This window comes from Desulfamplus magnetovallimortis (assembly GCF_900170035.1).
Lineage (GTDB): Bacteria > Desulfobacterota > Desulfobacteria > Desulfobacterales > Desulfobacteraceae > Desulfamplus > Desulfamplus magnetovallimortis.
Genome location: NZ_LT828550.1, coordinates 160,700 through 175,576 on the forward strand (window position 1 = coordinate 160,700; position 14,877 = coordinate 175,576).

Genomic DNA, 14,877 nt, shown 5'->3' on the forward strand with positions numbered 1-14,877 from the left:
TTGTTATAATCAAAAATTTTTATGCCGAGTTATATATGCTCGTAGCCGGTTTGTAACGGCTGTTTTTTTATTTTATGGGTGCTGCCAGATATTTGAATAAGATTCTCTTCCTTTACAGGTTGACCATCTTAAATGATTCAGGGAATCCTTGAATCCTGCTGGCAAATATGGCTGTGCTCATAGCAGAATAAGGTTATAACTATAGATGTCCATCGAAGAAACTTCTACTTGCAGTAATGAGTCACATTCTCATAGCATTGATTCATCCTCTGATATCCTTGGCTTTGCTGAAATGGGGCTTGAAGCTCCGGTTCTCAAAGCCGTTAAAGATCAGGGTTATGAGACCCCTACAACTATACAGTCACGTATTATTCCCCATGTTCTGGCAGGAAGGGATGTCCTGGGGCAGGCCCAGACAGGTACCGGTAAAACAGCAGCATTTGCGCTGCCGCTCCTGTGCCGAATTGATATAAAAGAACAAGCTCCACAGGTGCTTGTTATAACTCCTACAAGGGAGCTTGCCATACAGGTTGCAGAATCCTTTAAAGCCTATTCTGCCCGAATTAAAAATTTTCATGTTCTTCCCATATATGGTGGGCAGTCATACGAGATACAGCTTAAGCAGTTAAAGCGTGGCGTCCATGTGGTTGTGGGAACACCTGGGCGGGTGATGGATCACATGAGAAGAGGTACGCTTAAGCTTGACAGCCTTAAATGTCTGGTTCTTGATGAAGCTGACGAAATGCTTCGTATGGGTTTTATTGATGATGTGAAGTGGATACTTGAGCAGACACCTGATGATCATCAGATGGCACTTTTTTCAGCCACCATGCCACCTGCCATAAGGGCCATTGCAAGGCAATATCTTAAATCTCCTGAAGAAGTTACCATAAAGCTTAGAACAACCACGGCAGATACAATACGCCAGCGATTCTGGATGGTAAAAGGAGTCCATAAACTTGATGCATTGACACGTATCCTTGAGGCAGAAGATTTTGATGCCATGCTGGTGTTTGTACGTACAAAAACCGCTACAATTGAGCTTGCGGACAAACTTGAAGCAAGGGGATATGCAACTGAAGCACTAAATGGTGATATAGCCCAGAAATCAAGGGAAAGAACAATTGACCGCCTTAAAAAAGGCAAAATAGATATTGTTGTTGCAACAGATGTTGCAGCAAGGGGGCTTGATGTTGACCGTGTTAGCCATGTCATAAACTATGACATTCCAACAGAGGCGGAAAGTTATATCCATCGTATTGGCAGAACTGGAAGGGCAGGGCGTCAGGGAGATGCTATTTTGTTTGTATCCCCACGGGAGAGATGGATGCTCAGAGTCATTGAGAAGGCCACACGCCAGAAACTTGAGTTGATGAATCTTCCCAGCACAAGAGATATCGCTGATAGACGTATAGCTGATTTCAAGCAGCGAATTACCGATGCTCTATCTTCTGAAGATATTTCGTTTTATCGCGATATTGTTGATCAGTACAGACAGGAGAGGGATGAGCCTGCAATTGATATTGCAGCAGCGCTTGCCGCAATTCTTCATAAAGACAAGCCCCTTGCTGTGGATATTGAGAAAGCATTACTTCCAGAAAGCGTTGAGAGAACAACTCTTCCGGAAAAAAGCGAGAAAACAACACCATCAAGAAAAAGCGAGAAAACAACACCACCAAGAAAAAGCGAGAAAACAACACCAACAAGAAAAAGTGAGAAAACAGCACCACCAAGAAAAAATGAGAGAACAACACTTTCGGAAAAAAGTGAGAAAACAATACTGCCTAAAAAAAGTGTTTCTCATGAAAAAAATGATATCCTGAACCATGAAGAAAAAAAAGGGCCAAGGGCTGAGAGAAAGAGAAAAGAGAAAGATATCCCTATTCCTACGGGTATGAATCGCTTTTCCATTGCCGTTGGACATGAGCATGATGTCAAGCCAGGGGAAATTGTAGGTGTAATTGCATCAAAGGCTGGTCTTGAACCAAAGTTTATAGGTAATATCACAATATCAGAACACTCAAGCACAGTGGATCTTCCTGATGGTATGCCTGACGCAATTTTCAAAATTCTCAAGAAAGCCAAGGTGGCCGGACAAACCCTTGATATCTGCAAGGTTAGTACTCCCCAAAAGAAGAAAAAACAAAAACAGAGTGTACAGGAAAAACCGAGAAACAGGGTAAGCAGGAAACCCCGAAAAAATGACTAAAATACTTGCCCCGGCAGGGGATATATACTCTTTTTTTGCTGCTGTTGCCGCTGGTGCAGATGCTGTTTACTGTGGGCTTAAAAATTTTTCAGCCCGCATGGAAGCTAAAAATTTCAGCATGGATGAGCTTTCAAGGCTTAATGCACTTGCAAGGAGCCATAATGTCGAACTCCATGTCGCTTTTAACTCCCTTGTAAAACAGACCGAAATTGAGAAAAGTGCCAGGGTTATTGCAAAGCTTGCGAAGTATGTTCGTCCCCATGCATTGATTCTACAGGATCCTGGACTTGTGGATGTTGCCCGTCAATGTGGCTTTAAAGGTGATATCCATCTCTCCACCCTTGCCAACTGCTCCTTCCCAATGGGACTTGAGGCAGCGAGAAAAGCAGGATTTTCAAGTGTTGTGTTGCCAAGGGAACTTACAATTGACGAAATTAAGATGATGGCTTCTGACGCTCCTTCAGACATTGACCTTGAGATTTTTATACATGGTGCATTGTGTTATGCAGTTTCCGGTCGTTGTTACTGGAGCAGTTGGTTCGGAGGCAGAAGCGGGCTTCGTGGAAGGTGTGTTCAACCCTGCCGGAGAATCTATAAGCAGAAGAAAGGTGCAGGCGCAAACTCTTCTGAAAGATATTTCTCCTGCCTTGATTTCTCTGCGGATGTTCTTGTAAAGGTTTTAAAGGATATTCCCCAGGTTACAACATGGAAAATCGAAGGTAGAAAAAAAAGCCCACATTACGTATTTTATACTGTGAAGGCGTATAAAATGCTCAGGGATCATGGCCATGATCCACAAAAGAAAAAAATTGCACTCTCTTTTCTTGAGTATGCAATGGGCAGACCTGCAACCCATTATAATCTTCTCTCCCAGAGACCTCAGAACCCCCTTAAAAAAGATATGGAAACAGGTTCCGGCCTTTTTGCCGGCCGTGTCAAACTGGGGGATAACTCTTATCTTGTCACTAGGGAAGCGCTTTTAAAGGATGATCTTCTCAGAATAGGTTATGAAGATGATTCATTTCATTCTGTACAGCGGGTTAACCGCTCTGTGCCTAAAAAAGGCACTTTTGTTCTTAAGGGGAGCAAAGGCGGAAAATTCAGGAAAGGGACTCCTGTTTTTATAGTTGACAGAAGAGAAAAAGATGTTTGGGAGCTTATTAAAGGACTTGAAAATGAATTTGAAAAATTTAGTTCTCCTGATATTAGACCCCAGAATGTAGTTATGACACGTCCCTTTGATTCTGGTGCTGATATGCAAGGTAAAAAAAATTTCAGGAGCGGAACACAAGAGAAGCTCAGCCCAGTAGGAGGTGGAAATGCAGGTGCTATCTCTTTGAGTCAGAAAGAGCGCAAATACAATGCTCTATCTATTGATTTGACTCTTTTCGGTTTCGGTCAAGAATCTCGGGTAAAGTCTAAAAAAAAACCTGGACATGCTTTTGCATTATGGCTTTCCTCTGCATCAGTAAAGCGCTGCTCCCCATCTAAAATTAAGGATATATGGTGGTTTCTTCCTCCGGTTATTTGGCCTGAGAATCAAAATGATCTGCTTAAGACAATTGGTGATGTCATCTCTGCTGGAGCCAGAAATTTTGTTCTGAATATGCTTTGGCAGATACCTCTTTTTGAATATCTGCACAACATACAAAAAGGTTGTGGAAAAAGCATGGGTGCCGGCAAGGAATATCAACTGAGTCAGTTTAATTTATGGGCAGGCCCTTTCTGCAATATTGCAAATTCCTGTTCCATTGATTTTTTGAAGCAGACCGGTTTTTCAGGGGCTTTTGTCTCGCCAGAGCCGGGTGGTATGGACATTTTGTCACTTCCATCCATGGTTGACTTTCCCCTTGGGGTGCTTGTTGAAGGCAACTGGCCTCTTGCAATTTCTAGAATTGCCTCCGAGGATATTGAACTTGATCGACCTTTTAAAAGCCCCAAAGGAGAGGATGCCTGGGTCACAAAAAAAGAGCATGATTTCTGGGTTTATCCCAACTGGATTCTTGATCTCTCTGCAAATAAGGAGAAGCTTGAACAAGCTGGGTATGAACTTTTCCTTAAAATCGAAGAGACTGTACCAAAAAATCTTAATATGAAAAAACGCCAGGGTATGTGGAACTGGGAGTTAGGCCTTTTGTAGAAATATCAGCCATTCCTTTAAATGGGCTGGTTAATATAGATTTCCAGATAAACATCTTGCATGTAAGAACACCAAGCGCCACGCCCCTACATGCACATCGGGAAATTTAATTATCTGGAATGCTATAATAAAAAAATAAAAAATAGTACTTGACCTTTTGTGGTTTTTTAAATAAGTGAATTTAAGCATCTTCTCCGGATGTACTTTTTCGTTTCTCCTGCGAGTGATTTTATTAAATTTTGTTAATAGTTATCAAGGCTGAAAAAACACTGTCTAAATGTGCATTATCTTAATTCGCACTATTTCGCATGAAGCGAGTCTTATGGATAACATAAAGCAAGATTAACTGCTCTTGACAGTTTTTTACCTGCCATATAAAGGCCATGGCAGATCCATCTGCCACAACGAAGCATGAAAGTCCTACAGATCCTTAAAAGACGGGGACTTTTTTATAACCAACATGGCGGTTCACCGCCACAATCGAAGAGTTGAAAGTCTTACTGTCTGCTTTGGAGTGCAAAGGGGAACTCAGCCGGAAGACATGATATTTAGACTCATACTCGTGTAAATTTCCTGTCTCCAGACTGCGGTAATTTTGTTTATCCTGCAGATAAAATCTTAAGTTAAGATGGAGTTTAACGATTGAAAACAAAACTAAAAAAAGCCGCATTTGTTACCACATTCAGTATCACTTTTCTCATCCTTTTTCTATTTTGGTGCATTTTTTCAGGTAAATTTGATGCATTTCATCTCTCCCTTGGGGTTATTTCATGTCTGCTAATCTGCTGGGCAACCTCATCGGATCTTCTCATTGTTCCGCCACAGATTTCCCGTCTTGTAAGGCTATGGTCAGGTTTTGTGATCTATATTCCATGGCTTATATGGCAGATAATTCTTGCCAATATTCATGTTCTTGTTCTCGTATTAAGCCCTGATATGGATAAGCGGATTAATCCAAAGATTATAAAGTTTAAAAGCAGAATAAAGGATACTGTAGGATTGGTTACATTTGCAAACTCAATTACTTTGACCCCTGGCACGATCACCGTTGCTCTCAACATGTACGGCGATATGGTGATTCATGCCATTGATGACGAATCCGCAGCTGCTCTTCCTGGCGACATGGAGAAAAAGGTTGCAAAACTTTTTGGTGAATGATGGATACTTTAATTTTATTGTCAGCGATTCTTCTTTCCCTGTTTATGATCATACCTCTTTACAGGGCTGTTATGGGGCCAACCGTGCTTGACCGTTTTATGGGTGTCAACGCAATAGGTACACAGACAACTGCTTTGCTTATCATGATAGGTTTCATATATAAGCGGGTTGACATGTTTATAGACATTGCGCTTGCATATGCTATGCTGAACTTCATAGCAGTGCTTGCGGCATCCCGTTATTTTCATAAGCGAAAAGGATTGACCGAGGAGATGGAATCATGATTATTCTAACTTCCCTTGTCTCCGGAATCATGATACTTGCCGGCCTTGTTTTTTTTCTCGGCGGCAGTATCGGAATGATCCGGTTACCTGATTTTTATTCAAGGCTTCATTCAGCTGGTATGCTGGATACCATGGGACTTATGCTTACCATGGGAGGAATGGCTCTTTATATTATTCATGATTTGACATTGAACAACGTTCTTTCAGCCTTAAAAATAATACTTATTGTGGTTTTTATATTTATTACAAGCCCCACAGCAACCCATGCCATTGTTGATGCTGGTATCCGTGCCGGCATGAAACCCTGGCGAAAACGGGGCAGCGAAGCTGGAAAATGAGGTGAATTAAAATGATATGGCCCATTGATTTAATTATTCTGGGACTGGTGATCGTCAGCGCAGTGGCCGCCATTACCGTTAAGGATCTGCTTAGTGCTGCCGTGCTTCTTGGAGCATACAGCTTTCTTCTTTGCCTGCTCTGGGCGGTTATGGGGGCTGTGGATGTAGCCTTTACCGAGGCAACCGTGGGTGCAGGTGTCAGTACTGTCTTCTGCGTGGCCGCAGTCTTTCATACAACAAGGAGGACAAAGGATTGAAGATACTTGGAAAGATCACCATAACTATTTGTGGTCTGCTGCTTCTTTTTTTCACATCGGATTTCCCTGACTGGGGGGATGTAAACTCTCCAGCATCAACCCATCTTTCCCCCTATTTTATTGAACATACAATTGAAGATACTGCTGTCCCCAATATTGTGACATCTGTTCTTGCAGACTACAGGGGGTATGATACCATGTTTGAGACCACGGTTATTCTTACAGCAGGTCTTGCATGTTTTCTTCTTTTGAGAATTCCCAGAAAAGACAGTATTCACAGATACTACAGGCATGAACCCACGGGAGTGACCATCCGTGTTGAAGGGGATCGCTATCCTAAGGGTTCCAATGTATTCACCCGGATTGATTCAAGCTGGGTGCCCTATGACCTTATTATTAACTTTACCTGTCGTCTTTTGATCCATTTTATTCAGCTTTTTGCGCTTTATGTTGTTGCACATGGTCATCACAGTCCAGGAGGTGGCTTTCAGGGTGGAGTTCTCCTTGGTGCATCTGTTATTTTGTTTGCCATATCTGGTAATCTGCGCGCTGCCATTAAGCGTTTTGGAGAGAAAACAGCAGCGATTTTAAGCTCCACTGGTGTTTTTATCTATGCAGGAGCTGGTGCATTGTGTCTATTCATAGGTGAACAGTTCCTTAACTACAGTGCTCTTGGGCCTTTGCTTGGAACGGATCGCATAATGGCACGTTCCCATGGTATTCTCATTGTGGAGATAGGTGTTGCCATGGCTGTCATGGCTGTCATGATCTGGATCTATTACAACCTGTCTTCAGCAGGCAAACAGGATGAGGGGCTTTAATTTATGGAACTCTTCTCTTTTATTGTTGCAAAAGCAGACTACTGGGCATATGTCATTCTGATGATGGTGGGGCTTTATGCACTGATCGCAAAAAACAATCTTGTGAAGAAAATTGTGGGTATGACGATTTTTCAGACCGCAATAATCCTCTTTTATGTCTCAATCGGCTATAAAAAAGGTGCCACCATTCCCATACTCCATCATGGCTCAGATCATGGAGGAGAAGCGCTTGCTGCCCATGGAGCGCACGCTGCTGCTCATGGAACCCAGGAAGTAGCAGAGCAGGCTGCACATGCTGTTGCCCACGCAGGTGAAGCTGCTGTCAAGGCTATGGACTATATTAACCCTCTTCCCCATGTTCTCATGCTTACAGCTATTGTTGTTGGAGTTGCAACACTTGGTGTTGCGCTTGCACTGGCAATGAAGGTTTATAAGGAGTATGGAACCCTGGAGGAAGACGAGATCAATCAACAGTTAAGGAACGGATAATTTTAAGGAACCGATCATATGACTTCTAATCTTCCTGCGCTTGTGATCATTGTGCCCCTCCTTGCTTCCCTTGTTGCGGCAGGAGCAGGCTGGTTCAACAGGAAAGCGCCTTTTTACATTGCTGTGATTGCACTTTTAATTTCATTTATATCTTCTGTCCTACTGCTTGCGCAGGTGGTTGCCACCGGAGTTGCTATTGAATATCAGATGGCCGGATGGCCTGCACCTGTGGGCATTGTGTATGTTATTGACCACTTAAGTGCCATGGTCCTGGTTGTTATAACATTTGTTGCCTTTGTGAATCTGATTGGAAACAGACAGGCAGTTGAAACTGAATTCAAGAATAAGGAAGGGGCATTTAACGCGCTTTATGTCTTGTTTACAGCAGGTCTTGTGGGCATGACGGCAACAGGAGATGCCTTTAATCTCTATGTTCTTCTCGAGATTGCTTCCCTTTCAGGTTATGCATTGATAGGACTTGGCAGCAGTAGAGCTCCTCTTGCAACACTTAATTACCTTTTTCTTGGTACCATTGGAGCCACCTTTTATCTTCTTGGGGTGGGATATCTTTATATTGCCACAGGCTCACTGAACATGGCAGATCTTGCCACCATTATTCCCTCAATGATGAACTCTTCAACTATTTTATTCGCTTTTATTATCTGTCTTACAGGGTTGCTTGTAAAAATGGCAATTTTTCCGGTTCATGGATGGTTGCCAGGGGCATATTCAGAATCCTCGACTGTTTCAGCCGGTTTGATTGCACCTTTAACAACTAAAGTTACGATATATATTATGGTGCGAATATGCCTGACACTGTTTACTCCTGAATATACCTTCGGATATATTGATCCTACGGATATTATGGTTGCTATTGCGGTTGCCTCCATTATATTTGGCTCTCTTTCTGCACTTGCCCAGAAGGATTTCAAGCGTATGCTCTCTTACATTATTATTGCTGAAGTTGGCTATATGGTAGGAGGTTTCTTTCTTGGGAACCGGATGGGGGTATCAGGGGCAATTTTGCACATAGTAAATGATGCCGCAATGACACTGGCTCTTTTCATGGCAGCAGGTATTTTTATATGGAAAACCGGAGATGAAAAACAGAGCAGTTTAAAAGGCCTTTATGCAAAGATGCCTTTTACTATGGCCGGTTTTACACTGGCAGCACTTTCAGTTGTCGGTGTCCCGCCCACCTGCGGTTTTTTCAGTAAGTGGTATCTTATTTCTGGTGGGATTGCTGCGGGGCAGTATCTTTTTGTGGGAGCTTTGATTTTCAGCTCTCTTATCAACGCTGTGCTTTTTTTCAGAATTTTTGAGATTGCGCTTTTTGAGCCATTCAAAAGCCATCATCATGCTGGAGATGAAGAGGATAAGGTTGAATCCCATCATGGAGAGACTATTGTTGATCCTGGTGTTATTGAATCTGCACAACAATATTCCGGCAGTGATTCCCATGATCATGGTGCAATTGTTATAAAGGAGCCACCTCTTCCCATGCTGGTTCCCTTTCTTGGGGTGTGTGTGCTGCTTTTGATCCTGGGGCTTTACTCAGGGAGCATTGTAAACAATATCATTCATTTTGCCATACCGGCGGGGATTATTTAGCATGTCAATGGAAACCATACTCTCTGTAAAACCGCTTTTTGCTGTTCTTGTCTCTCTTGTGGCCATTCCAGGTATTGTCTCAAGCAGATCCCAGAATATACGTGAGGCATGGACATTTGGAGCGGCAGCAATAAAATTGTTGCTGGTTCTGTCAATGTTGCCTTTGGTGCTTGATGGTAATGTTTTAACTTTTACCCTTGTTCAGGTTTTGCCGGATATTGGTATAACATTCAAGGTGGATGCATTTGGGCTTCTATTTGCCATTGTCGCTTCATCACTTTGGATTGTGACATCAATTTATTCCATAGGGTATATGAGATCCCTGAATGAACACAGTCAGACTCGATACTTTTCATTCTTTGCTGTTGCTATTTCTGCAACAATAGGAGTTGCTTTTTCTGCAAATCTTCTGACTCTTTACCTCTTTTACGAGATGTTATCCCTTGCAACCTTTCCTCTTGTGACCCACCATCAGGATAAAGAGGCTAGAAGCTCGGGCAGGAAATACCTTTTTTATATTCTTGGGGGGTCAATTGGGCTTGTGCTGCCCGCGATGATGATAACTTATCATTTTACCGGCACCCTTGATTTTGCTGCCCAGGGAGTAATGGCAGGTCATATTAATTCCGGCCTTGCCCTTCTTCTGACTGTAATGTTTCTTTTTGGTTTTGCCAAAGTCGGGATAATGCCTATGCACTCCTGGCTGCCGGCAGCCATGGTTGCTCCAACACCTGTAAGTGCTCTTCTGCATGCTGTGGCAGTTGTAAAGGTTGGTGCGTTCAGTGTTGTCAGAGTTTTTACCGGTATTGTTGGGACAACTCTGTTATCAGATTTCGGTATTAACGGTATTGTCTGCGTTCTTGCTTCCATTACCATTGTTGTCGCGTCCCTTATAGCACTCTCCCAGGATGAGCTTAAACGCCGCCTTGCATTTTCAACTATAGGACAGCTCTCCTATATAGTACTGGGTATTGCGCTTTTAACAAAATCGGGAATGACAGGAGGGATGCTTCATATTGCGATGCATGCCTTTGGAAAAATAACCCTGTTTTTCTGCGCTGGTGCTATTTTTTGCGCTACAGGCATCAAGTACATAAGCAAGATGAAGGGGATCGGCCGGAGAATGCCTATTACCATGACGGCATTTCTCATCGGCTCTCTCAGTGTTGTTGGATTTCCGCCATGTGGTGGATTTATAAGCAAATGGTATCTTGTTCTGGGGACAGTTGAAAGTGGTAATATTGCCTTCCTGTTTGTTTTACTGGGCAGCTCTTTTTTGAATGCAGCATATTTTTTCCGGTTTTCTACAATGCTTTTTTCTGCAGCCAAGAGGAGATGATGTTTGAAAACAAGATTGATGAGGCTCCTTTGTGGTGCGTTGTACCCCTTGTAATAACAGCATCAATATCTGTACTTCTCTTTTTCTATCCCCAGCCGTTTTTGAAACTTGCTTCTCTTGCCGTTCAAACCATTATGGGAGGGTAAAAAAATGCATGAAGAAAAATATGAATTGTCACATGATGCCGTACCCGGATATAAACCGGTTTTTCAGGTAGTATTTGCTGCTGGCCTTATCTACCTTGCCATTGTTTTTATCAGCTCCATATAATTGATGAACAGGTAAAAAATCCTATTTTGAGAGTTTTTTAAAGTAATATCTCAATGCTTCGGTGTTAATGCTGAAATTATCGAACTAATTTTGGTATTTGGAATTTTTGCAAGCATCATAATTAAAAAGATATATTTAAAGGTATATTTGCTGATCATGGAAAAAAAACATATTTTTGACAATCCCAGAAATGTTAAACTGTTGCTGATTATTTTTTTCAGCTCGGTTTTGATTCTATTTATTCTTGACTTTTTTGTTCATAAGCATGCCCATTTCCCATGGGAACATTGGCCTGTTTTTTATGCAGTATATGGATTTGTGGCATGCGTGCTGCTTGTTCTTGTTTCACGTTTTGTTCTTCGTCCGCTTGTTAAGAGAAAGGAAGATTATTATGAGTAATAACTGTATTCCACCTGCAATGATATTTATAATCGGCGCATTTATTATTCCCTTTCTAAGCGAAAAAAAACGTTCTGTGTATGTGGTGCTGCTTCCGGTCATAGGTTTTCTGAACCTTTTAACTATACCGGTTGGTACCATGATGCATGTTGGTTTTATGGACTATCAGTTGACCCTTGTACGAATAGATCGATTGAGTCTTGCATTTGGTTATATTTTTCATATTGTCTCTTTTATTACGGTTATTTATATTCTCCATGTAAAGAAAAACCTTGAGTATGTTGCCGGATTTGTCTATGCCGGTGCAGCAATTGGTACTATTTTTGCTGGAGATCTGTTTACATTTTTCGTATTTTGGGAGACATTAACCATTGGCTCTGTTATGCTTATATGGGCAAGGGGTACTAAATCATCAGCATCAGCAGGGTTCAGGTATCTTCTTGTCCATGCAACTGGTGGATTAAGCTTGTTGGCTGGTATTGTTATGCGTGTCATCCAGACAGGATCCATTGAGTTTAATCTAATAGGACTTTCGGATCCTGCCTCATGGTTTATTTTTATGGGTATTGGCGTTAATTGTGCTTGGCCGTTTCTGCACACATGGCTTACCGATGCCTATCCTGAAGCAACCATTGGCGGAACAGTTTTTTTAAGTGCCTTTACAACAAAAACTGCTGTTTATGCACTTGCCCGTGCATTCCCGGGAACAGAACTTCTGATATGGATAGGGGTTGCAATGGCTGCGTTTCCTATTTTTTACGCTGTTATTGAAAATGACCTCAGGCGTGTTCTGGCCTATAGTCTGGTTAACCAGGTAGGATTTATGGTTGTCGGGATTGGAATAGGCACTGAGCTTGCCATAAATGGTGCTGTTGCACATGCTTTCAACGATATTCTGTTTAAGGGGCTATTGTTCATGTCCATGGGGGCTGTGATATATAGGACAGGCAAGATAAATGCCACTGACCTTGGAGGGCTTTACAAGTCAATGCCCTGGACAGCAGCCTTCTGTATTGTAGGTGCAGCCTCAATCTCTGCATTCCCCTTGTTTAGCGGTTTTGTAAGTAAATCAATGGTAATGTCGGCAGCCGGAGACAAACATATGGTTTTTGTATGGCTTGTTCTTCTTTTTGCCTCGGCAGGTGTGTTTCACCATGCTGGTATCAAGATACCGTTTTTTGCATTTTTCGGGCATGATGCTGGCCACAGGGTAAAAGAGGCTCCAAGGCACATGTTGATAGCCATGGGTATGGCAGCATTTCTCTGTATTTTTAATGGGACTTTTTATAAGCCTCTTTACAGTATTCTCCCATATCCTGCCCTTTATGAGCCTTACACACTATCCCATGTAATGACCCAGACAGAACTTCTTTTCTATTCAGCCCTTGCGTTTACTCTGCTGCTGCTTTCAGGTATTTACCCTGCTGAAATGCGGGCAATTAACATTGATGCTGACTGGTTTTACCGTAAACCTCTCAAAGTTCTTGATGAGACTGTCTCCTACATCCTTAATGGATTGAATAAACTTTGTGACCTTATCTTTGTTCAAAAATTTACAGGAGCTGTAAACAATTTTGCCACGGCTGCCACATCAAAGATTGTATCTATTTTGCTGTTGCCTGTTCTTTTGAATAAAGGAGGGGGGGAAAACGGTAAAATCACTTCTTTTAATGAATCTTCGGCCAATATGGCTGGCTTAAGTTCAGAGCGGATTGAATCAGATTTCAGCCATGGAACATCTCCTGTGGGCATTTTTGCAGCTTGTGCAGGTTTGTTTATTGTTGTATTATACGTTTTTCTTTAACTTAAGTAAATATTGAGCTGTTTTTTTGCAAATGAGATTAATCTCTCATCTTATGACCCGATCTTAAATAATGTTGCCGTTACCTCATCGTCCGTTTTTTTTTGGCCGTATTGGGGAAAGGGGAGAGTTTGTTTGGGATTCATTAGTCATTATACCGATTTAGGCTAAGTGTTTGATTTTATTAGATGTGGCTAAAATGCCATTTCAATAAAATCAATAAGTTATGGAAAACCGATATAATGTCTATTCCTTAATGCACGGGAAAGTAATATGCTGACAGGAAACAGCTTTGTGAGAGGATCGTAAATGATAAGAAAATCAGACTTAAAAAAAATGAATTCATGCAGTCCCTTACGGACGAAATGCTGGAAAAGCTCATGCCTATTACCGAGGTTCTGGAGGTAAACAGTGGTGAGATTATTTTTGCAGAAAGTGACCCTGCTGAAGATTTCTACATGGTCAAGTCTGGCAAGGTTCTTCTTGAGCAAAAGCTTTCCGAAGATATAATGGTAACCGTAAGTTCCATTGATCCTGGAGAGTCTTTTGGATTATCTGTACTTTTGAACCGAGATGTACGTTCAATGGCTGCGATTTGTAATGAGAGTGCCACAATTTTTGTTATAAACAGGAATTCACTCCTTGCTTTAATGGAAGAAGACCACTCCCTTGGTTACCGAATAATGAAGCAGACAGCAAGGGTTTTAAATAAAAGATGGGTGCTGAGAACTGAACAGTTTTTAAGGTCCCTTAGGACCCATCCAGATATTCATGGACTGGAATCATATGACCAGAAAGTTCCTAAAGAATAATTTTAATACTTGCTTGTTGTTAAAGTGTTTATGCTGGTTTATGAATTATTCAGGCGATTGTATATTAATATAACAATAGAGTTATTAAGCTTTTTTTGATTTTTACAGGACTTCAGTAAAAACCAGATCATGTTGATTTAATGCTTATTTATTGAAATTCACCACAATATAAAGTACCTTAATCCGTGGCACGATTTTTGATATATACTGAAATTATTAAGAAAACTTGATTTTAGCTTTCACCTCGCAGGTGAAGTAACAAATGGAATTTTTTCAATGATTTCAGACACACTCAAATTTTGTGCCACGGATTAAGGAAGTTTTAAGCAAATTTTAAATACCATTATATTGTGGTTATATTTCTCGAAACAGGACTTAATCAACAGAGTCTTAAATTATTTGTCGTTTATTTGGGCACTGTGCCAGGACATTAGTAATGAGAAACTTTTGCCATAATTTGAGTAACATTGACTCTTTCTCTCAAGACTTTTGTTGACTTATTGTTAGTTCCCATTACGACTTTCAACATTACTGGTATTGATGCAGTTTCCTCTTCCTTTTGATAAATAGAAACAATAATTTTACCGTGAAAATGACTATTATTTTTATAGTTGGGGGTGATTGATACGTAATTAATCATGCCCGTTTAGACTCATCTTCCAGCATGACAATTGTTTTCAACGCAATGAACTTTACTTTTTTTAGCGTAACTACGTGGCAAAACATTTACAAATCCCCATAGAACTCCGCTATCCTCTTGCTATATCTCATCTTCTTTAAGCTTTTTTGGCATCCTTCATATGACTCCAAAGGTACTTTACACTTTTTTGTGAGAGATTCCCGCTACTTAGAGTTTTCTTTCCAGAAAGTGTAAAATGGGAAATGAAGCATGCCGCTTTTTTATAGATGAAACTCCAGAATTTAACTGTTTTAAAAAGTCATCAATTTT

General features: G+C 41.3%; 14 protein-coding genes. All 14 read left to right on the forward strand.

Annotation, left to right across the window (positions count from 1 at the left end):
* Positions 1-205 precede the first annotated feature (205 nt).
* Positions 206-2,209 (forward strand): DEAD/DEAH box helicase, encoded by a 2,004-nt coding sequence (locus tag MTBBW1_RS30015; protein ID WP_080805459.1) that lies wholly within the window; start codon positions 206-208, stop codon positions 2,207-2,209.
* The gene (locus tag MTBBW1_RS17730) at positions 2,202-4,349 is read left to right on the forward strand and encodes a peptidase U32 family protein (protein ID WP_080805461.1); all 2,148 of its coding nucleotides are present in this window, start codon (positions 2,202-2,204) and stop codon (positions 4,347-4,349) included. The genes MTBBW1_RS30015 and MTBBW1_RS17730 overlap by 8 nt, the downstream gene beginning before the upstream one ends.
* 642 nt (positions 4,350-4,991) lie before the next feature.
* Positions 4,992-5,507, forward strand: a complete 516-nt coding sequence (locus MTBBW1_RS17735) for a Na+/H+ antiporter subunit E (RefSeq protein WP_080805463.1) — start codon at positions 4,992-4,994, stop codon at positions 5,505-5,507.
* A 17-nt stretch (positions 5,508-5,524) separates the two neighbouring features.
* Positions 5,525-5,791, forward strand: coding sequence for an MrpF/PhaF family protein (locus MTBBW1_RS17740; protein ID WP_245809456.1), 267 nt, complete (start codon positions 5,525-5,527; stop codon positions 5,789-5,791).
* Positions 5,788-6,129 carry a monovalent cation/H(+) antiporter subunit G gene (gene mnhG, locus MTBBW1_RS17745; protein ID WP_080805465.1) on the forward strand — a complete coding sequence of 114 codons (342 nt, stop codon included), beginning with the start codon at positions 5,788-5,790 and terminating at the stop codon, positions 6,127-6,129. The genes MTBBW1_RS17740 and mnhG overlap by 4 nt, the downstream gene beginning before the upstream one ends.
* 11 nt (positions 6,130-6,140) lie before the next feature.
* Entirely contained in the window at positions 6,141-6,386 is a 246-nt protein-coding gene (locus tag MTBBW1_RS17750; protein WP_080805467.1) for a Na(+)/H(+) antiporter subunit B, read from the forward strand.
* Entirely contained in the window at positions 6,383-7,207 is an 825-nt protein-coding gene (gene mbhE / locus MTBBW1_RS17755; RefSeq protein WP_080805469.1) for a hydrogen gas-evolving membrane-bound hydrogenase subunit E, read from the forward strand. The genes MTBBW1_RS17750 and mbhE overlap by 4 nt, the downstream gene beginning before the upstream one ends.
* A gap of 3 nt (positions 7,208-7,210) precedes the next feature.
* Positions 7,211-7,696, forward strand: a complete 486-nt coding sequence (locus MTBBW1_RS17760) for a cation:proton antiporter subunit C (RefSeq protein ID WP_080805472.1) — start codon at positions 7,211-7,213, stop codon at positions 7,694-7,696.
* Between the two features lie 18 nt (positions 7,697-7,714).
* A complete protein-coding gene (locus tag MTBBW1_RS17765) occupies positions 7,715-9,307 on the forward strand; it encodes a complex I subunit 5 family protein (RefSeq protein WP_080805474.1) in 1,593 nt (530 codons plus the stop codon).
* Position 9,308: 1 nt separating this feature from the next.
* Positions 9,309-10,646 carry a monovalent cation/H+ antiporter subunit D family protein gene (locus MTBBW1_RS17770; protein WP_245809457.1) on the forward strand — a complete coding sequence of 446 codons (1,338 nt, stop codon included), beginning with the start codon at positions 9,309-9,311 and terminating at the stop codon, positions 10,644-10,646.
* Entirely contained in the window at positions 10,646-10,792 is a 147-nt protein-coding gene (locus MTBBW1_RS29665) for a hypothetical protein (protein WP_245809458.1), read from the forward strand. Before MTBBW1_RS17770 ends, MTBBW1_RS29665 begins: the two co-directional genes overlap by 1 nt.
* A 280-nt stretch (positions 10,793-11,072) precedes the next feature.
* Complete coding sequence (locus MTBBW1_RS17775; RefSeq protein WP_080805582.1) at positions 11,073-11,315, forward strand: hypothetical protein; 243 nt, start codon at positions 11,073-11,075, stop codon at positions 11,313-11,315.
* On the forward strand, positions 11,308-13,119 hold the full coding sequence (locus MTBBW1_RS17780) for a Na(+)/H(+) antiporter subunit D (RefSeq protein ID WP_080805476.1): 1,812 nt from the start codon (positions 11,308-11,310) through the stop codon (positions 13,117-13,119). The genes MTBBW1_RS17775 and MTBBW1_RS17780 overlap by 8 nt, the downstream gene beginning before the upstream one ends.
* Positions 13,120-13,496: 377 nt before the next feature.
* The gene (locus MTBBW1_RS17785) at positions 13,497-13,928 is read left to right on the forward strand and encodes a Crp/Fnr family transcriptional regulator (RefSeq protein ID WP_186441446.1); all 432 of its coding nucleotides are present in this window, start codon (positions 13,497-13,499) and stop codon (positions 13,926-13,928) included.
* Positions 13,929-14,877 lie beyond the last annotated feature (949 nt).